Genomic DNA, 21,968 nt, shown 5'->3' on the forward strand with positions numbered 1-21,968 from the left:
GTTTTATTAGAAACGTCTTACTTCGTTTTCCGTCTTAATTTCTCGAGTTCGGCCTCTCTCTTAGCTCGGCGATTGTCTAGAATCTCTTCTTGGGTTCGGTCTTTGACAGGAGAGGGCTTCGGACAAAATGGCACAATCTTCTTCTTGCTCATACTATTCACCCTTCTTGAGAGAATAGTAGTCAGTGTTGCCAAGGAATCGCTCTATTAAACAGAAAAGGCCTCTTGGTCTCTACCAAAAGGCCTTACGATTATCGGGTTAATTGATAAAGTCGTTCAATGGTTTGCTCTGTCGTGGAAGTCAGCTGACCGATCCGTTTCAGCAGCTGTTCACGCTGTTCTCGGCGCTTCTGAATAATCGATTGTTGAGAAACATCCTCTACTACTCGAATCGTACTGGCATAATCAGCCCGATTATTGTGCTCCGGCATCCAAGTCAACCTCCTTCTGAGAAAGCATTCGTTTCTGGATCGTGAGACAGAACGCATGGATAACTCTACGAATCTGTCTTGACTCTATGATATCATTATCCAAAATCAGAGACAAGGCATGCTCATCATCGTCATCAAAATGAAAACACCATACCCACGTTTCCTCTTCCAGCATGTCCATGCGAAACGAAACAACATGTCTTCCCGGATACGGATTATTCGAGTAGGCTTGTCCCATCTGGTCTTTAGCGGCGGCTACAGCTGCAAAATCATGATCGTTATCCAGATCAAGGTCTCTTTTCTTCCCAGTGGTCCCCTTGTCCATAATGAGTTTAAGGGTATTCCCTTCCCGGCGATATAAAGAAAAGCCCGATACGAAATCCAGATCGGTAAAGGCGAGCGCATCATTCACGTATCGATATTGATTCTCCGTTATGGCCTTAACAACCTTCGTTAACGTGTAAACCGCACTATCCGACTCTACCAATTCATCCTTCAGCATAGCGATTGCCGCTTCCTGCTCGGTTATCGTGGACTTCAGCTCAGCAATGCTGGACTGCATGAAGTCATGCTGGCTTTGCGAGTAGGCGACCACGTAAGCGACGCCGGAGGAATCTTGATCATTCTGGCTGAATACGGCATTTACAAGCGTATATAAACCATCAAAGGTAAAGTCATCCTTCTTCACAAAAGGTGCCCATACCTGTTCGTACTCGCGCGGACGTTTGGCTTTGAAAGCTTCTACATGAAACTCAGGCTGTCCGATTGCAGCCATCTTATTGATGTAGGCTTGGACGAGAAAATAGTAGATGACGAGAATGAGCACTATTGCGGACAATATACCGATCCAGAGCGGAAGCTGCGCGTAGTTCCCTGCTGAAACTCCGGCCGCGATAGGTCCGATTATGGGCAGCGTGGTCCAGGAGATCCCTTTAATCAGTTTAGCCTGCTTGAAATAACCGCTAACCGTTTTCACCGGCCCCTTCCAAGCCTTGCCGCGCCATCTCTCTCCATTTTGGTTTCTCATTGTTTTGATGATCGGGTCCATATCGCCCTTTATCTCGCTTAGGTAGCTATGATAATTGGTCTGAATCGATTTGATGACCATTCCTGATTAATCACCTCAATTCATGATACAACAATCATTCGGAACAAGCATACATCGATTTGTAAAATTCTCCATTCACATTCACCCATTGCATAACGAACGCATATTCGTATATATTATAAGAACAAACGTTCGTAATCGAGGTGACAATAATGCCAACTACAACACTCCGTAAGTATGTCGGCAAGACGGTCGTGATTATATACGAAGCTGTAGACCCGGTGATCCGACATGCGGGGTAAAGATCGGGTAATCATGCTCGCGGACTGCCAGAGCTTCTATGCCAGCGTAGAGAAGGCCACACATACGCAATATGCAGATAAGCCCGTAGTTGTGGCGGCAGACCCTGATCGGCGCAGCGGTATCGTCCTCGCTGCCTGTCCGATCGCGAAGGCGCAAGGTGTTTCTACCGCTATGCGTTTAGGTGAGGCGGTTAATAAATGTCCACAAATCGTTGTCATACGTCCTCGAATGCAGATGTATATCACGGTTTCGCTCTTGATATCGCAGATTTATAAAGAATTCACGGACTTGGTCGAACCCTTCAGTATTGACGAGCAATTTATAGATATTACGGGTTCCATGAATTTGTTTGGCTCTCCCATTGAGATCGCGCATCAAATGCAGTCCAGCGTCCTCCTCTCTACCGGCGTATGGACTCGTGTAGGCATTGGTCCGACCAAGATACTCGCGAAGATGGCTACGGATAATTTTGCCAAGAAGAATCCTGACGGTATTTTCACATTATCGAATGACAATATCAGCTCTGATTTATGGCCGCTTACGATAGACAAGATGTTCATGGTTGCCGGCAAAATGACGACTCACTTTGCTCGAATGGGAATCTACACAATCGGCGATCTCGCAAAGCTTGAATTGCACGAAGTAAAGCAGCGCATGCGCATCCGGATGGGGAAACAAAGTGACATTAAAGCAACCTACTACTGGCAGACGGCAAGAGGCATAGATCCTAGTCCCGTAGTTACCAAAGCCTTCGGAACGCCAAAGTCAGTCACCCGAGGTCGAGCGCTGCCTTGGAGGAGGTATCAATCGTTAGAAGACATCGAGCCGCTGCTGCTGGAGCTTGTCATCGAGGTATGCCGAACGAGCCGGCACTATAAGTATCAGGGACGTACCATTACGGTAAGTGCCGGGACGACGAACGGCGTTTCATCCAGCGGTTTCAGCCGGCAAACTACACTCGACGACCCCAGCTGCTTAGAGCATCAGATTATTAAGACTGCACATTCCTTGTTCCTGAAATACTGGGATGGCAACCCACTGACACATCTCGCCGTTGATCTGTCACAGTTAAGCGACAACAGCGTCTACCAGCTCGATTTATTTGAAGACCTGCCGCGCAAACGTAACCTGGCTGCAGCAAAGGACATGATTAAAGATCGCTACGGCGAGGCTGCACTATTAAGCGCCTCTTCTTTACTTGAATCAGGTCAGGCGCGCGAGCGAGCTCAGAAGATTGGAGGGCACTACAAATGAGCAAGTTTCTGTCTGGCAATGGACGCTGGGAAACGAAGTTCGTATCACCGGAACACCGAGAGCAGTACAATGAGCAAATAGATGCCAACAAAACACCTGCGCAGCAGTTGTCTCAAGAAACCTTGAAGCTTGTACGGGAGTCTGTCCTGCTGCCCATCTTAATGAGTGTCATTGAGAAGAATCGTCAAGAAATCGAGCGATCGAAACATTCCCTCAAAGGTTTATATATGGCTTCAGCAAACGCATTACTGGATGTGATCCATGCGGATTTGGTTAAAGTGAGAAGAGAATTACGGGAGCAGCAAATTAAAGTCATTGAAGAAGATCGTATCGATGATGCCATGCATTATAGATTTATTTGTCGTGGCTATGAACATAAATTTTCGTTGATGAGATTTGTTGTGCTTTCAGAAATCAACGCCAGATTAGGCAGGTATATTGAACAATTGTTTAGGAAATAGAAGATAAACGTCCTACCTAAAAGTAAAGAAATGGCGTCACAGGTCTCATAACTGTGGCGCCATTTCTCGTCTTCGATCATCTGCGGCTTTTCCAGAAGTTAGCAATATTACCGGAGTTATAAATAATTAGTTTTATTCCTACAATAATCAAACACGACTCCTAGGAATCGTCCCGTGTGGAATGTGCAGCAGTTCTTCGCCGATTGTCCAAAGCTTCTCAGCCGACACCGGATCAATAGCCCAAGGCCGGACTCCGCGTTGGAGTTGGCTGTCTGCCGGTACAACCTCAGCGATATCTCCATCTTCGCAATAGACGCCTCCCATGTCATTCAGCATTGGACTGACTGCGCACCAAACTGCTGTGGCGGCGCCTTGCTCGGCGGATTTGAAGCCTCCGGAGGATGTATAAGTGCCGTCTTCGTTCCGAGTCACACCCCAAGCAGCCAACTCCTCATTGCTCATGTTTCGGGTTAAACCCGACAGGATTGCACCGGGATGAACCGCAAATGCACGTATTCCGTGCTCTCGGCCTCGTTTATCCAGCTCAACAGCAAACAACGAGCATGCGATCTTCGATTCGCCGTAGGAGACGAACTTGTTGTACGGCCTCTTGGTAAAATGAAGATCCTCGAAATCGATCGGTCCAGTCATATGGCCAACGGACGAATAGGAGACAACCCTAGCGTTCCCGGATTGCTTCAAAGCATCCCATAAACCTACAGTTAGTTGAAAATGTCCTAGCGAATTCGTTGCAAAATGGGCATCGAAACCTCGGTCGTCATGAGTCACTGCAGGGAAACAAACACCAGCGTTCAGAATCAGAAGGTCGAGCGTACGATTGGAACTACGGAATACCGCGGCGAACTCGTCTATAGAAGTGGGATTCGCAAGATCGAGCTTAATGACCTCGACATTCTTAAGCGAAGCAAGAACTTCTTGTGCTTTATTCACATCACGGGCACCAACTATGACAGTGGCGCCTGCGCCTGCAAGCGCACGCGTTGTTTCCAGACCGATGCCTCCATGTCCGCCTGTCACGATTGCCAACTTTCCACTGAGGTCATGTCCAGCCAAAACTTCTATAGCGGTCGTTTCGGGACCGAATCCCGAATGTAACGGTTTTTGTTCAGTCGTCATATGTGATTTGCTCCTTCGAATGTGATATTAGACAAAAAACTTAAAATGTCTATACGTCTATACTATACAAGTAGACAAATCATGTAAAGTGTATAAAATGGAAATATGGATGATAAAAAGAAACAGCATATTGTCGCGACGGCGTTAGAGGTGTTCTTTAAGTACGGTTACAAACGGGTATCCATGAATGAAATTGCAGAGGCAGCGGGCATTTCACGCGCAGGTCTCTATTTACACTTCAAGAACAAGGAGGAAATGTTTAACGCCGCGATTGTTTACCATGGCGACCTCCTCATCGAGGAGATCAAAGAAGGGTTGTCTACCCCTAGAACGACGGAAGAAAACATTTTATATGCCATTGATGTATGGGCAATCCGTAACTTCGACGATTCGCTGCACTCGCCGGAACACAAGGAAATAACGGACAGCTCGTACCAGTTCGCCCGGCAGGCGCTTGACGCCAGCTATGGGAAATTAGAAATACTACTGGCTGACTTGCTGGAGAAAAACGTTAGCATTGCTAGAGGAATTACTTCCATGAGATTGGCGCACCTAGTCATAAGTGCATTACGTGGCTATAAAACGGTAGCCAAGAGCTCGGAAGAGCTTCGCCTCATGATTCAAGATTTGCTCCGAATCGTCTTTCACTTCGAGTGAGCAACCTCTCCGCCTTCCAGCGGAAAATCACTTCTTTAAAAACATCAAGAAAATAAAAAAACCGCGTAAACACGGATTTTTCAGAATGTCGAGAAACCCAACGTTTTTTAAACGTTGGGTTTCTTTTTGGTTTTGGGGGATGGTTTGTGGGATTTATTGATTTTCAAGATAACGCGTGTAAGCTTCTTGCACGTAACCGATTAATTCGTTCCAGCCTGCTTTTTCAAGATCCTTTAAGTATTTATCCCAAGCTTCATCGATGCCGCCATCTGTTATCCACTTGCGCCGATTGTTGTCCATTAACTGATAAACTTGGGCGGAGAGAAGTGCCATCTTATCCGCAACTTCCGGCTCGTAGAATATAGTGTGCGGAATGTAAGGATCTTTCAGATGCTTATCAATGAATCCAACAGCCTTCATGTCATCCAACAGGCGCTTCGCATCCTGCGGATATTCGACGACTGTATCGTAGTACTCCGTCAATACGGCGACAGGTGTCCCACCACCAATCGTATTCCGGTTGCGCATTTCACTGTACGTCTTCAGTCCATCCTTCAAATCGTCAAATACCATCACGCCTGCGTCATTCTTCTTATACTGATAGCCCAGCGGGCCCCAGTTGGTTTGAACGGACCAGCTTGGATCGTATAAACCGTCAGCCCATTTTAGAATTCTCGCAGGATCTTTGGCTTCCTTCGTGAGTACGAAAGCGACCGGATTATGCATTTCAACAAGGTTCTCTCGGGTGCCGAATTCCCCGCCTGGTCCTGTTAGATAAGGTACAGCTACATAATCCTTGGAGCGTTCCTTATCCACGACATCGCTTATTGAGAAGGTTAATACGCTTCCAACAATAACATCCGGATTTCTCAATTTAGCTTGAAGCTTCGGACTGTCGGTAATCAGATATTCCGGATCAATCAAGTCATCCTTGTACATGTCGTGCAAATATTTGATACCGGTCTTGTACGCATCGGTGGTCGATGTGCTGAAGATTTTGCCGTTCTCGTCTACGCCAAGGCTATCGTTACGGTCTGCCTGACCCCATAGTCCGAAAAACTGGCCGAAGTCGTTTGCGTTACGCCAATGCCCGATGCCCGAGGTTACATCTTTATTAGCCAGCGCCAATCCGATTTCATCCTTCTTACCGTTGCCGTTCATATCCGATTCCACGAATTTCTTAAGCGTATCGCGGTACTCGTCAATCGTCTTCGGGATCGGCAATCCGAGCTGATCCAGCCAAGGTTTATAAATATGAAGAATGCCTTGATTACTGATTAAGCCGTACATCTCTTCAATATAAGGAAGTCCGTAAATATGGCCATCCGGCGCTGTGATCAGCGCTTTGTATTCCGGGCGCATCTCCAATACTTTGGAGAAATTCGGCATATCCTTTATGTAATCTTCAATAGGAAGGAAGATGCCTTGATCCACATTCTTCATGATCATGCTTGTATTCAGCGATTGCAGGAACGCCTCCGGCAGATCTCCTGTAGAGAGCATCAGATTCACTTTCTCCGAAGCAGACTCCGACGGAATTTCTTCCCAATCGATATCGATGCCGGATACTTCTGTATAGTTTTTATACCAGATCATTTCATTAACAGGAAGGTTTTGCGGATTTTTAGGCCGGACGATATGGATCGGAGCACCGGAATTTCCCTTCGTCGTTGCGGATTCCGCTGCCTTATTATTCCCCGAAGGCTCATTGTTGCTGTTCGATGAGCAGCCTGCGAGAATCCCCGGCAGCATTATTGCCGTACAGAGAATAGCAATCATCTTCTTCATTGTACTTGTCTCTCCTCTTCATTTGAATTGAGTCGACTCCCCTAATGCGATCATTCAACCGATACCGAGCTCACAATCACCTCCTTTTCAAATTTGGATCCGTAAGCCATTTGCATTAGCCTTTAATCGAACCGATCATAACCCCTTGCGTAAAATACTTTTGCAGGAATGGATACACGGTCAGAAGCGGAAGACAGGAGGCTACGATGACGCCATACTTCAGTTGCTCGGCAATGCGTTGTCGCTCGGCCATGGACATCGCGTCCGACAGCATTTCGTTTCCGACTTCGTTCGTAATCAGTAGGTTACGTAGAATAACCTGCAGCGGAAATTTGTCTTCGCTCGTTATATAGATCAATGGTTCGAAGAACGAGTTCCAATGTCCAATTCCGTAGAATAGTGCCATCACCGCCACGATAACCTTCGATAAAGGGAGGACAATAGACAAGAAAAATTTGAAGTCCGAGCATCCATCCATAACAGCCGCTTCCAGCAGTTCATCCGGAAGCGTACTTTGAAAGAAGGTACGCGTGATGATGATATTCCAAACGGATACGGAAGCCGGCAGGATCAACGCCCACATGGTGTCCATAATGCCTAGCTTGTTAATAAGAAGATAGCTGGGAATAAGTCCACCGCTGAAGAACATCGTAAAGATGAACAGCATCATAATCGGCTTGCGGCCAACTAAATCTTTTCTTGAGAGCGCGTAAGCACCCGTAAGCGTAAAGACCAGGTTAACGAAGGTGCCGCACGATGTGTAGAGAATAGAGTTCAGGTAACCGGTCCAAAGCGGCTTATAGTCGAGAATCTTCGCATACCCTTCCGTATACAACCGCTCAGGTATAAGAAGGATTCCTCCGCGATTAACGATGTTGGGATCGGAGAACGAAGCCACGACGATGAAATAGAGCGGATAAAGGATGCATAGCGTTATCACTGCCATAAGCGTGTAATTCATGACAGTGAAAATTCTGTCGCTCAGGGACAAGGATTTCATTCGTCTTGATTCCTCCATTCGGAAGCTACCATAAGCTGTTTCCGGACATTTTTCTGGATACATAGTTCGTCATAATAAGAAGCGTGAAGTTGATAATGGAATTAAATAGACCTATCGCCGTCGCAAAGCTGTACTGTGCATTCAGCAGGCCAACCTTGTATACATAAGTAGAGATGATCTCTGATATCGGCAAGTTCATGCCTTGCTGCATCAAGAACGCCTTCTCCCAGCCTACTGACATGATACTGCCTATTCCAAGGATGAAGAGGATCGTAATCGTCGGACGAATCGACGGCAGATCGACATGCCAAATCCGCCTCAGCTTGGTTGCCCCGTCGACCGTCGCCGCTTCATGCAGCTCTGGATTGACGCCGCTTAGTGCCGCAAGATAGATGATGGCGCTGAAGCCCATCGTCTGCCAAATTCCCGAGGAGATATAGACCGTACGAAACCATTCTTCCCGGGCCATGAAATTGACTGCATCACCGCCGAAGAGCGTAATGAAGTTATTAATGATCCCCGTGCTCGGCGCTAAAAACACGTTCAACATCGACACTAATACGACGGTTGAGATAAAATACGGCGCATAAGTAACCGTTTGCACGAATCGCTGAGCGAACCGATTCCGAATCTGATTCAGCAGCAGGGCGAATAGAATCGGAATCGGAAACCCGATTGCGAGCGAGAACACACTTAGCTTGATTGTGTTCGTCACGACCATGTCGAATACGAAGGAATCGAAGAAAGCACTGAAATGCTTCATTCCAACCCAGGGACTTCCAAGGATCCCCCTGCTGGACTTGAAATCTTTAAAGCCAATGACGATCCCATACATGGGGACGTAATGGAATAGCAGGATGTAGAGTAAAGACGGGAGCAGAAGCACATACAGTTGCCATCGCCTCAGCATATTAGCCAGCATCCCTTTGCTTTGCATGGTGAACAACTCCTCCTTGTTACCTCTTCGGAACGGATCGAATCGTGATGTTATGGAAACTTACGGTTCCGAATTGTGCAAAGAATCGCAGATAAGCAATCTCTCTGTTTATTCGGCTGATGGATGTTCGTTTGCCGTTGATACAAATGTCGATGAAACCTGCCTTGACGACAGCCTCAACGCGGACACGTCCTTCCAACCCTTTCACATGATAGATGGACGAAACCTCATCCTCTTGGAAACCGACGCAGATCGTATCATGTACGCCGAGCTTATTGTTGGAAGGCTCGAATCGAATATCGTTGCCTTGCTTGAAATCGGAATCCGCGGCTACAGAAAATCCATAGAACATCGTCGGATGTTCGGGAACGGCTTCGAAGGTCAGCTCATATTCGCCTTCCACTTTTCCAACGAACTGCTCAGAGAATCCATTCAAATTTGTAAGGGATAAGAGCTCTTCTTGCTGTGTAACAACATGGTTTGATAAACCGTCAAATTCGGCTGGGATCTTGAGTCCAAGCGATCCATCCTCTTCCTGGACAAGCTCACGGATAACCAGTTCGCCTCCGTAACGACCCGGTCCGGATAAGAAGCCTGTAACCATTCTCCTTCCTTCAGGGAAGGCAGCTGTCTTCGGCACCCGTAACTGGACACTATCAATCGTATCCATTGCCGGACGCAGCCAAGGACCAAACGGTTCTTTGGAATAACGGTAACGAGCAAGCCCGTCATTGCTGAATATCAAGTAATACAAGCCGTTCCATTCAAAGTAATCCGAGCACTCCGGCTCGCCATGGTAACCAGGAACTATGAATGGCTCTTCCTCTTGCCAGTTCTGCAGATCGGTTGATATTAGATGGGCGAGGCACCCCTCGTACTTGGCTCCGTCTACAAGACTTGTCGTAATCAGCATATGATAGACGCCTTCCGCGTCCTTAAATACATGCGGATCCCTTACAGAGGAGAGCAAATATTGGTTTGAGATATTTATGTAGGTCTCGGACTTGGTGAATTGAATACCATCTCCACTAACCGCATAGGTCAATTGAGCAGGTGACCCGTCCACCGCACGAACCGCGTAGAATGCATAATAAACGTTGTTCTCCTTAATAACGGATCCTGTACAGATTGACCCCTCCCATTCCTGCGTAACGGCGACAGCCATGGGATGATGTGTCCAGTTTGCCAGATCCTTCGTAGAAATATGGGCCCATTGATGCGCACCTAATCCCCATTTGCTGGCATGGCCGCGACGATCGAACAAATAATAGATGTGGAACGTTTCCCCATCGAAATAAGGCATGCAATCACCGACCCCGGTATTGAACCCTCTCGGCTTCCAATACTGAATGGAGCTCGGCTCAGTCCCCAGGTACAGCGTCTTTCGACTCTCCAGATCTTGCTTATCTCGAATGAGGTTCTCCCGTTCTGCCTCCGTCAAGGCATAAGGCCAGAGTTGTGCTTCCAGTGCCCCATCATAGACTTGTACTCCAGCATTCTCCAATAGAACGGAGCCCATCGGCCAATCCTCGTCGACTAACACGCCGTCGACGAATAACTCGACTAGATGTCCGCTATAGCGAAGCAGGAGGTCGTGTTCTCCCGCGCCGATTGCTTGCCAGGGAACGGATAATGTTAATGGCGTATCCTTGGCATCCGTATAAAGGTCAACCAGAAGCAACAATTGATTAACCTCTGTCCGCTCTACGGAATGGATGCGGATTGCCGGGGTTCCGTTATCGCCTTGAAGACAGAGCAGTTCCTCGCTTTGTTCTCCACTCCTCACATTTGCTCCAATCGTTAATGCTTTGAGCGCTCCAAGGTTCAAGGATTGTTCAGCCCCCTTATTCTTAAGCTCCATAAAGTTACCGCCGCCAGTTGCATTCAGCATCATTTCAACACTCCATTCTCATTCGTAATGGTATTCAGCATGGGAAAGAGTTCCCGGTTATGTTCATAAAGCTTGTTATAGACGGCATATTGCCGGTCATAGACCGCGCGGTTGCCAGGGTTCGGCCGAACCGGATTCTCGTGCAGCTTGACGACTGACTTACAAGCCTGCTCGACGGAGTCATACAGCTTCACACCTATACCTGCCATGATCGATGCTCCCACGCATGCTTGCTCCTCCGTGGTGCTTACATAAACATCCCGATTCAGAATATCGGCAAGAATCTGGCTCCACAGCGGACTCTTCGCGCCGCCTCCTGATATAATGATTCTCTTCTGATCAATCCCCAGCGAGCGGATAATCTCTACTCCATCGCGTAAGGAATAACAGACCCCTTCAAGCACTGCTCTGATCAGATGCGCATCATTGTGGTTCAGCTTGAGCCCGATGAACATCCCGCTTGCGTGCGGATCCATATGCGGAGTACGATCACCGGTCAAATAGGGCAGGAACAGCAATCCATCACTTCCCGCGGGAACCTCTTTCGCCTTCATGTCAAGCGCCTTATAATCGAGATTCTTCAACACTTGTGATGACAACCATTTTAACGACAGCCCCGCGCTCATCGTCGCCCCGAGCAGATACCACCGTTCTGGAACCGCATGAACATACGTATGCGTCCTAAGCTTCTTGTCATAGACAGGCTGATCGACGGTAGTGAACAACTGTCCTCCGGTTCCGATCGTAACCGATAAGTCACCGGATTCGATGATACCGTTTCCAACTGCTTGCATCGCTTGGTCGGCCCCTCCATATACAACCGGAGTTCCTGCTTTGAAGCAGCTTTCCAATTCGGCTTGTTTCGTAACACTGCCTGCTATCTCCCATGGTTTTCCTACAGGCGGGAACAGATTGCTATCGATTCCCACCCAGCTAATCAATGGATCCGACCAGTGAAGAGAGGCTGTATCATAGGCCGATGTACCGGAGGCATCCGTTGTGTCCGTTCCCATTTCACCGGTCAAACGGTACCTTACATAATCCTTGGGCAGCATGACCCGGTCGATTCGGCTGTAGAGATCAGGTTCATTCTCCTTCATCCACATTAACGATAGGATAAGGAACCCGGTTGATACGGAGTTCTTAACCATATTGCCAAGCATTTCTGTCGTAATTTGGGATTCCAATACAACCTTCTGAGGAATCGCTCGCTGATCGCACCATATGATGGACGGGCGAAGCACCTGACCTTCTTTATCGAGTGCCACCAATCCGTGCATTTGACCGGAGAAACCGATCCCCGCTAATGCCCCTCCATCTATACCCGCTTTCATTATTGCTTGAGCGCTTGTCTTCTTGACCAACTCCCACCATTCATCCGGATTCTGTTCGGCGTAACCTGAGACAGGAATATTGATGTCATACTCCATTTGCGCGAATCCCAGCACTTGTCCTGAAGTATCCATGACCATGGATTTCACGCTTGAGGTTCCGATATCAATCCCCATCAGTAATGACATGCTGCGACCTCCATTAATTCAATTAATATTTTATTTGATTATTTCTATTGTTACTATAAATTAATTAATTGATTTAATCAAGTAATAAATATACTGTTTTTTTCCTTCTTTCCATGCATAAGAAAAAGCCCAGCCAGAAATTTCTGGCTGGGCTGAAACGTTTTCACTTTAGATATGCAGGTTCAAATAACTGGATGGCTGGTCCAATATGCTCTCGATCGCTACGATTGCAGAGCCGACCAGCATGGTATCCATGTCGTCAGAAGCAAGTTCTAGGGTCAATTTACTCGATACATCGGGCAGCACGTGCTCGTTAATGACCGATTTCACCGTATCGTGAAGCAATGCCCCCGCTTCGGCCAGTTCATCGCCTAGGATGATCCGATCCGGATTAAAGGTGTTTATGATGTTGACAAGACCGAAACCAAGAAACCATGCTGCTTGTCTGACAGCGTCTTTCGTTTCGCTATTCTTATCCTCTTCTAATTCTTTCCAGACCGACTTGAGCGAAGCATGTTCCTTGTTTAAGGTTTTCAGCAGCGCTGAGGTAGAGCAATATAGCTCCAGACATCCTCTATTGCCGCATTCACACTGCGGACCTTTGAAATCGATGCTCATATGTCCGATTTCGCCTGCCATGCCGAGTGAACCTCGGAAGACCTTACCGTCTACGACGATTCCTGCTCCAACGCCTTGGCCTGCGGCCACATAGATCATAACACCTTGGTCCTGATCGGATTTTCCGAACCACCAATGCGCCAGAGCCCCTGCTTTAGCATCATGCTCGATATAAACGGGGAGGGCGAAATCATTCATTAATTCTTCCTGAATGTTTATTTTCTCCCATCCGGGAAAATTAGTCATGAGACCGATTCTACCCTCATCGCGAAACAGCGGGCCAGGCGTAACCACCCCCATCGCTACGACGTTGCCGACCGAATTGGATTGGATCATATCCCGAATCAGCTCCTTCATCCGATTGAAGGCATTAGCTGATCCATCCGCCATATCAATAGGAATCTGCTGCTTCCTGTACTCGATTCCTTCCAGATCGTACAAGGCGACCGTGATCGATTTCCTTGCAAGGCGGATCCCAATGATCTTATAAGACTCGCTATTTAATTTAATCCCGATGGAACGACGCCCTTTCTTGCCATCGATAACCCCCGTCTCTACCACAATTCCCCAACTGATCAACTCATTTATGATATTCGTGATCGTGGATTGATTGAGTCCAGAGGCTTGAGTTAATTCCGCTCTTGAGCATACCGACCTCCTTCGCATGAGGCGAATGACCAATGAACGATTCATTTCCTGTACATCTTCAAGATTAGTCCCTCGCTTCGTCTTCGTTACAATCACTGTATATCCCCCGCTATATTATATTATTCATTCAATTATTAGACTTAATAAAAATAGTATACCATTTTCAAAAAAATGACGACAAGTTGTGACTTCTATTTGACTTAGAGTTGTATGCGACCAAGCATGCGCTCATTGCACGTTTCTATGAAACCTGTTCAATATTTACATATTTTGATATACTTTGCGAATGCTAGGTTGTATTATTTTGGAATTTAACGCGTCACTATCAACTAGAAGGAGGCCCGCAGGCAATGCCGAGAAACACGTTTAACAGAATCATTCTGCTCACAATTCTGAGCCTATTCGCACTACTGTCAGCTCTCCCATCTCCACCTGTCCACGCTGAAGGGAAGGCGACGATGGAGGTTTTGCAGACGGACTGGTCGTATTTATACGGGAATGATGCACCCATTGAACCGCAATACTATGCCTATGGGAACGGAATTTACGTCAGCACAAGTCAGTATACCTCAAAGGACGGCGTCCATTGGGCTAACAAGACGACAGCCGAGAATGAGAGAGATCTCAGCACAATCGTTTTTGGCAAAGGGCAGTTCATTGGATTTAACGATGAGGGCTCCGAGAAAGGTACTTCTGTCTGGACCTCCACAGACGGGATGAGTTGGTCGGAAACACCCTCTTACCTCCCGATGGGCAATGTTGTGGATGCCGTATTTACGGGCAAGCGCTTCGTCGCGGTTGCTTCAGGCAGATCCTATATGAAGCAATTTAAGAGCGTGCTCGCGACTTCCGATGACGGCGTGACATGGACGGCGCATCCGGGGCAGCTCGAAACCGATATCAATGAGCTTGCATGGAATGGGAAGGTCATGCTCGCCAGAACTGCCGAGTCTCTCTTCTATTCGACCGACGGGTTGGCATGGAAGAAAGTATCCGTTCCTGTTAAAGGCACTTATGGCGATCTGGAGTATAGGAATGGAACCTTCTATCTCGCGGCAGACAGCGCCATGCTTGTCTCGCAGGACGGAATCAAGTGGTCGGTTACTGCTACACCGAATAAAAACTGGTCGCAAATTAAATGTTTGCCGAAGAGATGCTTCGTATTTGGAAAGACTAAGCAGGATAACCGTGTCTATATGACCAGCAGCAATGGCACGACATGGTCAACGTCCAAAGTCCCAAGCGATGACTTCTATATCGATGGCATTGTCTATGAGAAATCGAAGTATGTGCTCAATCGCTATGATGTGATCTATGAATCTGTAGACGGTATTAACTGGGTAACCAAACCCAAGAAATCGATTCCTCCTGTATTTCTAACCGGTGCAGCCGCAGCAAACGGCAAGCTCGTGACCGTCGGCGGCACAACACCTACGTTAGAAGATGCTAATGAACCTCTGAATTGGCGTGGTTCTATGGTGGTAGGCGTAAACGACAGCCATCAATATAGTAGCGTGAAGGGAAAGTTTCCGCTCTATGATGTCATCTGGACGGGGAAAAGTTTCTTCGCAGTCGGTCAAAGAGGTCTGATGATGACGTCAACCGATGGACTGAAGTGGACGAAGCTGGCTTCACCTACGCAGCAGACGCTCATTCAAGCCGTAATGGCGGGAGATACCTGCTACGTCGTTGGTGAAGGCGGCATTATTTTATCATCGAAGGACTTGAAGACTTGGCGTAAATACGTGGCCAATCCCTATCTTAATTTCCGCGGCATTGCATGGAATGGCAAGACGCTGCTCGCTGTAGGCGAGAAAGGCATGGCGGTTCGTTCGGACGACGGCCGAAATTGGACGAAGGCGACGCCATGGCCGGGGAATAAAAATGATTATGATTATTCCGGTGTGGCATGGGGCAATGGCTCGTTCGTAGTCATTACGGATATGATGTACGCTAATTCCGACGTTGTACAGCTATTCCGGTCGGAGGATGCCAAGACCTGGAGCTACCATGTGCGCTACAACAGCGGTATCGAAGCAGGTGGACCGCATACCGGGTTACACGATATCCAGTATACGGGAGGGATGTTCGTCGCTGTCGGCTGGGATGGCATCATCCTAGTCTCAAGAGACGGCATCATCTGGTCACGGCTATCCACTTCGTTCAGCTATAACATCTTGTCGGCGGAGTATTACAACGGTCAGCTCTACGTGTTTACTCCTGTCTCTGCCGTGCTGAGAACGAAGCTGGATCCCGCGCTTCTTAAGTCCGAGACCCAGACCGAGCCTATCAAGAATGAGCCTGTCCAGCCAGATGCCAAGGCAGCCCGTCTCGAATCCGCAACTCAATATTTGAAAACAAAGGACTACACGATAAAAGCGAAAACGGTCCGAGTGGATTATACGCTGTATGAAATAAGTCAGGCTAATAAGGTCTTGTTTTCATACGGCGATCATCCAAAAGGAGCTGAATACACGGATTATGACAGCTTCGTGCAGATTGAGAGCTTGCCTGACCAGAACGAGGATGTGATCGCTGTTGCACAAGGCTTCATTGAGCGTGTAACGGGCCATTCGCTCACAGGTTTGACCGATTCCATTGCGCAAACCGCACGAGACAACAACTATAAGTATGACAGGATCAATGATACGGATATGATGTTTAATGATTATCGCGTCAATTATAGTTTTCTCGACCGTGGAGAGGGCAACCAGACGACGAACATCTTGTTTAATTATTAAACCCAAAGGCATGAATTGGGCAAAATAAAACGCTGTTGCAACCGCAACAGCGTTTATTCATTCCATCAGTACTGACCATTCGCTTTCATTAGCACACGCTCTTTCTCTTTCAGACGCGGGCACGTATAACAATAGATAAATTCCTTACTCTGGCGAAAAGGTATACGATAAGCTAGGCAGCAAGCCGTCTTCAATGCCAACCTATGATTCGGATTCTCAGGATGCTCAATATACCTGCGTTTCGTTGCAAAAGGATTTTTCAGAAGTCCGAATGCGTTGGCATCGATATCGATAAGACGTGTCTGAAAGTGATAAAGGATTGCCTGCCTTCGTTCCTCGTCCGTGACTTCGTCCAGCTCCTCCTCCAGTTGATCATAAGCGGCATCCACAATTTGCCCCCATAATAGAATGGGATTCATTCGAGCCGCACGCGCTAGCACTTGAATCAAAGGCGTTACTTGTTCCCTGTAGAAGGAATCCAGCTCCTTCTTCATCCAAGCGCCGCGGCCTTCAACTGGAATCTCTCTGTATAGGTTATTGTTAATTTGAAATAGAAACTCAGGATAGGATGCTCCGTTAACTAATTGAACGGTCAAATTAGAGAATGATACTTCTAGGACAGTGTCATTCCAGTGAAACAACATATGATGCAACGCTGCGCACACGCACGCATACCAGCTGATGAAGATCGCTGCCACTTCAGGCCGTTCTTTTGCTTGGATCAGCGGACTGTATATATTCATTAAATGCAGCAGTTTGTCTTCATGTAATAAATCTACCGCGGGCATGATGAGCACGGGTTTCTCTGGCACTCTCGATGTCAGAAAAAACATCTCCTCGAGTCGCCCCAAGTCATTCGTACTCATGGCATACCCTCCTTTATTATTGTTTTCCTTCAAATGCATGAACTACATCGTCAATGGCACTGCTATCGGCAAGAGGAGACATGCCAAGGTTAAACCATTCCTTGCTTCCCATGAGATAAACGTGGTTGTTCTTCACCGCCGTCATATTCTTCCATAAAGAGCTGCCCAGCATTTCTTTATACCGATCTTGCACGGCTTGGTTCGCATCGTCGCTCATTTGCAAAATGATATGATCCGGGTTGTATTCAGGGATTTTCTCCAGTGAAATCGAGAGGCTATTCTCGCTCTGCGGGAAATTTTTAATGGCGCTCAGGCCAAGCCCTTTATGAATAAACTTACCGCGATCGCTGTTTTCACCGTATATGAAGATTTCCTTATCCATAATCTCCATATAGAGCACGGTCTCATCGCCGGCTAATTGATCGAGCTTCTTCTTGGCTTCCTCTTCCTTGGCTTGCAAATTAGTAATGACCGTCTCGGCCTGTTCTTTCTTACCGAGGACTTCTCCGATATCGCGTAATTCGTCGCGCCAATCACCCCGCTCCGGCAGAAGAACAGTAGGGGCGATTTTGGAAAGCTGTCCGTAATCCTTATCAGACCACCATGTCGGTGCAATAATCAAATCCGGCTTAGACGCTAAGATAGCTTCAAAATCAGGAGTTCTTGCAATGCCCATTTTGAGCGTATCTTTAAAGGAATCCTTCAAATAAGCAGGAAATTCCAAGTGATAGTTTTGAACGGCTATCGGTGTTACGCCAAGCGCGTACAGAAACTCCGGATAAACGACGGATAGGCCAATGATCTGTTTAGGGTCGGCCGGAATGCTGACGTCGCCTTTCAAGGTTGTCACCATGCGCTGTTGATTTGTTTCCTCTGCAGGTGCATTACCTGCATTACTTGTGTTGCTCGTGTTACTTGCATTCTCCGCTGCTGTATCGGACTTATTCGTCGATGAGTTAGCCGCTCCGCATGCCGTGCTAACCATAATGAGTAATACGATAACTAATCCCCTGACCCAACGTACGTTTCGTTTCATTTCTCCGGTGCTCCTCCTGAAAAACTATTTTCGACAGGATAATCTCTAAATAGAATTGATTATCATTATCATCTATTAGGAGTATAAATGAATTTTCAATTTCGGAATATTGATAATAACGACATAAACTTATGCACGATTCCGCCAAATCTTAAGCGCTTCTTCAAGTACGAACTCATGCGTGAACGCCGTGTATTCAATCCAAGGATAAGCCGGGATGAACGCTATGCGATTGCCCGCAACCGCCTTCAGCCTGTTCCAATCTTCGGAATTTGCTATTGTCTTCCACGTGAATTGGGATAGAGAATCCTCGTCCACGACGAGTAGGATTCGGTCTGCCTCAAATGCCGCCAGCTGTACCGGATCCACTTGTTGATCTGGTTTCATGCGATCTACGCCATGTGCGGGCATCAGCTGCAAATCATCGTAAAATACCGTAGCCAGACTTCGGTCGGCCAACACGGTGCAATGCTCACCTGTAATTCTCAGGATGAGAAGACGATCATCTTTCACCGTGTCCCGGACCGTTTCTCTTACGAAACGAGCTTTACGATCATAATTATCCAGCCAAACTTCCGCGGCGGCAGACATATCAAGAAACTGGGCGATTAATCGCAAATGCATGCGCCAGTCATTCTCCATCCACGGCACGAAATAAGCCGGTGCGATTGCCTTCATCTCGTTCTGTTCCTCGACTGAAGCATGGATGTCGACCCCGATTATAAAGTCAGGGGCGGCAAGCACAATTTCCTCTTTCTTGTCCCGTTCAATCGAGCTGAGCGGTATTACAGCATCCGTCTCATATTTTCTTCTATAATAATCGGTCCAAGGATGTTCAGCCGGCGCTGCGCAAGGCGTGATTTGAAGGGCGATCAACTGCCCGATATTCGCGTTATGATAAGCGATGATCTTCTTCCTGCTGTTCTTCATAAATGCCGCAGGCGGTATACCTGTGACCTGTCTGAATTTACGCCGGAAATAAATATCATCCTGATAGCCGACATGCCTTGCAATATCTCGGAGCCGATCTTGTCCGCCTGCTCGAATGAGCTGCTGCGCTTGCTTAATGCGGAACAACGTCAAATAATCAATCGCGCCGGTGCCATACCTCTTCTTGAACAATCGCATAAAATGACGCGGACTGATGCCTACTAATTTGGCCAAATGTTCGATCGTCAGTTCCTGCCGATAGTGCTGCTCGATATAACCTTTTGCAAATTCCAAAGCGGCTTCCAAGCCGATTTCTTGGACGAGAAGCGCCTCCTCCAGAATGGTTTCTATTAATTCTTGGAACAGAATTTGACTTCGGAAGCGTTTTAAAGGTTCTCCGCTCTTCATGTTTTCGTCAATTGTCCGGCATGCAATGTGAATAGATACCGGCGATGAAACGTTTACCTCCCCTTGCACCGGAAACGGGCTGTTCCGTATAACCTTATGAAGCGATTCCGAAGACGCCGGTTCATCACTGAAAACATCGAATCCCAATTCATAGAACCCCCGTTCATCAAGCGAATGAACGGTGGCTTCAATGAGTTGGCCCGGCTTTAGTACATACACGCTGCCTTGTCGAAGTTCTGTGAAATGTCCATCTATATGAAGACGGCCTTTACCGCTGGCCATAACGAGCATCATATGTTTCTCGATAAATTGAAGCTTAAGCTCCCAATCATTCCTGTGCTGTTTACTTTGTGCGATATCTCGAAGCTTACATACCAAGCCTTCCAGCGAGGCATATACGTTGTGCTCATCCTTCTTATTTCTACCATCCAAAGCAAGATCACCACCCTTGTACGATCTATAATCCATTATAAGTAGTCTCCCAAACATAAAACAGACCAAACCGCACTAACATGCGATTTGGTCTATTTTACTAATCCCCAATCAACCTCGTATTACCAGCCGATATCGTCACGCGATGCAGCTTTGTCACCGACATACGCAGCCATTTCCTCTACGCCGGCAGATTTAAACTTGTCTTGAATGCCGTGCAGCATCTTCAGCGCTTCGTCATCGGATTTCGCGTAGCAGGCTTTGCGGAATTCTTCGTCAAAGTTCAAGCTTGCCGTTTTATCCCTGAACTCTTGGTATTTAGGCCAATCTCTTACCAGATAAGTCGCGCTGACCTTGTCGATAATTTGGATCGGCAGTCTCTTCGAGTAGCTTGCCTCGAGCTTCTCCCATTGCGTCTTCTGGTCATCCGGAATCGGCCAAGTGACTTCGGAGGAGAACGCGCCCATGAAGCTGCCGGAGAGATAGTTGAGACCTTCGTCGCGCTTCACATCCGGATTGTCGTCGAACTGCTTCTTCACGTCCGCAACCCATTGCGGCTTGCCATCTGCCAGCGTATAGTCTTTGCCTTCGATGCCCCAGTAAGCGAGCAGTCGGCCTTCGTCGCTGTTCAAGTAATCGATCAGACGCAGCGCTGCATCCGGATCCTTGATCTTCGCGCTCAAGAAGATAACAGGGAATCCGGAACGGCCCGGCTTCTCTACTTGCGTCACGATGTTTCCGCTCTTGTTCTTCATTGGTCCAAGCAGCTCGTACTGCATTTCCGGATTCGTTTTATAGAGCGTTTTTTGCAAATCGCCGATCATGCTTTGAGCGCCGAATACAGCCAGCTTGCCCGTAGCGAGCTTTTCTTTTGCTGTCGTATCCGTGTTGCTGAATGCCTCAGGGTCAAAGAGACCGCCTGTGATCAGCTTTCTCATATACAGCAGGCGAGCTTCTTGGTCCTTGGATTGTGTCCAGTGGATCAGCTTGCCGTCTTCCTGACGGAAGTCCGAAATGTTGTAATCGGACCAGCCGGATAGGAATTGGCTATAGTCCCAGCCATTATGCATCGTTCCGGAAGGAATAACCGGCTTGCCGCTAATATCTTTGAAGCCGCCGTTCTTGATTTGAGTCAACAGATCCGCGAGCTTGTCTTCCGTGTCGATATCTGCACCATTTACACCCAGCGCCTTCAGGATATCTCCACGGGCATAGAGACCGTAGTTCCAGTTATGAATGCTCTCCGGCGTGCCGTCCGGCGTCTGCATAGGAATGACATATTGCTTGCCTTCCAGATCAGGACTATTCAGGTCGAATTCTGCAAAGTCTTTCGCTACGCCTTGCGTCATCAGTTTCTTCACGTTCGGATATTTATCGAGATAAGGGGTTAAATCGAGAAGCTGACCTTCCAGAGCCGCTTTCTTGATGACTTGTCCTTCCCCGCCTGTCGTCGACCAGTACGGCGCATTTACGATATCCGGAACCGTATCCGAAGCAAAGATCGTGTTCAGTTTCTCAACTTCGCTTGTTGTGATGGATTCCAGCTTTAACGTTACGCCTGTTTTTTCTCTAACTGCTTTGGCAACCGGATTGTTTTCCTGATCCTGCGGAAACCCTCCACCGCCGCCGTTCCATGCGCTTAAGAAGGATAGAGTTGCCTCCTTAGGTGCATTGGATCCGTTTTCCCCCGAGTTCTCCGAAGTTGTGGAATTCGTGTTGCCCGAATCATTGTTGTTTCCTCCACATGCCGTTACGGATAATGCAATCATCGGGATGGCAAGCATCAAGCTAAGAGAACTTTTTAGTCTGGTCTTACGCATTAGACAAGCCCCTTTCTGTTGCTAATTTTTTTTATATAAAAGG

General features: G+C 47.5%; 17 protein-coding genes. 4 read left to right on the plus strand and 13 right to left on the minus strand.

Annotated features, from left to right (window positions below; genetic code table 11):
- Positions 1–250 precede the first annotated feature (250 nt).
- Entirely contained in the window at positions 251–430 is a 180-nt protein-coding gene (locus tag AC0YNS_RS17865) for a hypothetical protein (RefSeq protein ID WP_475782316.1), read from the minus strand.
- The gene (locus AC0YNS_RS17870) at positions 414–1,538 is read right to left on the minus strand and encodes a hypothetical protein (protein WP_475782317.1); all 1,125 of its coding nucleotides are present in this window, start codon (positions 1,536–1,538) and stop codon (positions 414–416) included. The genes AC0YNS_RS17865 and AC0YNS_RS17870 overlap by 17 nt, the downstream gene beginning before the upstream one ends.
- A 231-nt stretch (positions 1,539–1,769) precedes the next feature.
- Here AC0YNS_RS17870 and AC0YNS_RS17875 point away from each other — a divergent pair, with 231 nt between their 5' ends.
- Together AC0YNS_RS17875 and AC0YNS_RS17880 are read left to right on the plus strand one after the other, a co-directional pair.
- Positions 1,770–3,035, plus strand: a complete 1,266-nt coding sequence (locus AC0YNS_RS17875; protein WP_475782318.1) for a DNA polymerase IV — start codon at positions 1,770–1,772, stop codon at positions 3,033–3,035.
- A complete protein-coding gene (locus tag AC0YNS_RS17880; RefSeq protein WP_475782319.1) occupies positions 3,032–3,496 on the plus strand; it encodes a YhjD family protein in 465 nt (154 codons plus the stop codon). The genes AC0YNS_RS17875 and AC0YNS_RS17880 overlap by 4 nt, the downstream gene beginning before the upstream one ends.
- 147 nt (positions 3,497–3,643) lie before the next feature.
- Here the strand turns inward: AC0YNS_RS17880 and AC0YNS_RS17885 are convergent, their stop codons facing one another.
- Positions 3,644–4,633 (minus strand): SDR family NAD(P)-dependent oxidoreductase, encoded by a 990-nt coding sequence (locus tag AC0YNS_RS17885; RefSeq protein WP_475782320.1) that lies wholly within the window; start codon positions 4,631–4,633, stop codon positions 3,644–3,646.
- Positions 4,634–4,738: 105 nt separating this feature from the next.
- Here AC0YNS_RS17885 and AC0YNS_RS17890 point away from each other — a divergent pair, with 105 nt between their 5' ends.
- On the plus strand, positions 4,739–5,290 hold the full coding sequence (locus AC0YNS_RS17890; protein ID WP_475782321.1) for a TetR/AcrR family transcriptional regulator: 552 nt from the start codon (positions 4,739–4,741) through the stop codon (positions 5,288–5,290).
- Between the two features lie 153 nt (positions 5,291–5,443).
- On the opposite strand, the gene AC0YNS_RS17895 is transcribed toward AC0YNS_RS17890, so the two are convergent.
- The 6 genes from AC0YNS_RS17895 to AC0YNS_RS17920 all read right to left on the minus strand — a co-directional run bounded on the left by AC0YNS_RS17895 (position 5,444) and on the right by AC0YNS_RS17920 (position 13,788).
- On the minus strand, positions 5,444–7,078 hold the full coding sequence (locus AC0YNS_RS17895; RefSeq protein WP_475782322.1) for an extracellular solute-binding protein: 1,635 nt from the start codon (positions 7,076–7,078) through the stop codon (positions 5,444–5,446).
- 115 nt (positions 7,079–7,193) lie between these two features.
- Entirely contained in the window at positions 7,194–8,078 is an 885-nt protein-coding gene (locus AC0YNS_RS17900) for a carbohydrate ABC transporter permease (protein WP_475782323.1), read from the minus strand.
- 25 nt (positions 8,079–8,103) lie between these two features.
- Entirely contained in the window at positions 8,104–9,015 is a 912-nt protein-coding gene (locus AC0YNS_RS17905; RefSeq protein WP_475782324.1) for an ABC transporter permease, read from the minus strand.
- A gap of 19 nt (positions 9,016–9,034) precedes the next feature.
- Positions 9,035–10,909, minus strand: a complete 1,875-nt coding sequence (locus AC0YNS_RS17910) for a glycosyl hydrolase (RefSeq protein WP_475782325.1) — start codon at positions 10,907–10,909, stop codon at positions 9,035–9,037.
- Positions 10,906–12,426, minus strand: a complete 1,521-nt coding sequence (gene xylB / locus AC0YNS_RS17915; protein WP_475782326.1) for a xylulokinase — start codon at positions 12,424–12,426, stop codon at positions 10,906–10,908. The genes AC0YNS_RS17910 and xylB overlap by 4 nt, the downstream gene beginning before the upstream one ends.
- Before the next feature lie 168 nt (positions 12,427–12,594).
- Positions 12,595–13,788: an ROK family protein gene (locus AC0YNS_RS17920; RefSeq protein WP_475782327.1), complete on the minus strand. Its 1,194-nt coding sequence runs from the start codon at positions 13,786–13,788 to the stop codon at positions 12,595–12,597.
- Positions 13,789–14,042: 254 nt separating this feature from the next.
- Between AC0YNS_RS17920 and AC0YNS_RS17925 the strand changes: the two genes are divergently transcribed.
- Positions 14,043–16,433: a DUF6242 domain-containing protein gene (locus AC0YNS_RS17925; protein ID WP_475782328.1), complete on the plus strand. Its 2,391-nt coding sequence runs from the start codon at positions 14,043–14,045 to the stop codon at positions 16,431–16,433.
- Between the two features lie 65 nt (positions 16,434–16,498).
- Here AC0YNS_RS17925 and AC0YNS_RS17930 read toward each other — a convergent pair whose 3' ends face one another.
- The 4 genes from AC0YNS_RS17930 to AC0YNS_RS17945 all read right to left on the minus strand — a co-directional run bounded on the left by AC0YNS_RS17930 (position 16,499) and on the right by AC0YNS_RS17945 (position 21,925).
- The gene (locus AC0YNS_RS17930; RefSeq protein ID WP_475782329.1) at positions 16,499–17,299 is read right to left on the minus strand and encodes a hypothetical protein; all 801 of its coding nucleotides are present in this window, start codon (positions 17,297–17,299) and stop codon (positions 16,499–16,501) included.
- Positions 17,300–17,315: 16 nt separating this feature from the next.
- Positions 17,316–18,335, minus strand: a complete 1,020-nt coding sequence (locus AC0YNS_RS17935) for an ABC transporter substrate-binding protein (protein ID WP_475782330.1) — start codon at positions 18,333–18,335, stop codon at positions 17,316–17,318.
- 129 nt (positions 18,336–18,464) lie between these two features.
- Positions 18,465–20,141: an AraC family transcriptional regulator gene (locus AC0YNS_RS17940; protein WP_475782331.1), complete on the minus strand. Its 1,677-nt coding sequence runs from the start codon at positions 20,139–20,141 to the stop codon at positions 18,465–18,467.
- Positions 20,142–20,227: 86 nt separating this feature from the next.
- On the minus strand, positions 20,228–21,925 hold the full coding sequence (locus AC0YNS_RS17945) for an extracellular solute-binding protein (protein WP_475782332.1): 1,698 nt from the start codon (positions 21,923–21,925) through the stop codon (positions 20,228–20,230).
- Positions 21,926–21,968: the final 43 nt, after the last annotated feature.

It is taken from the genome of Paenibacillus sp. J22FR21 (genome assembly GCF_056269135.1).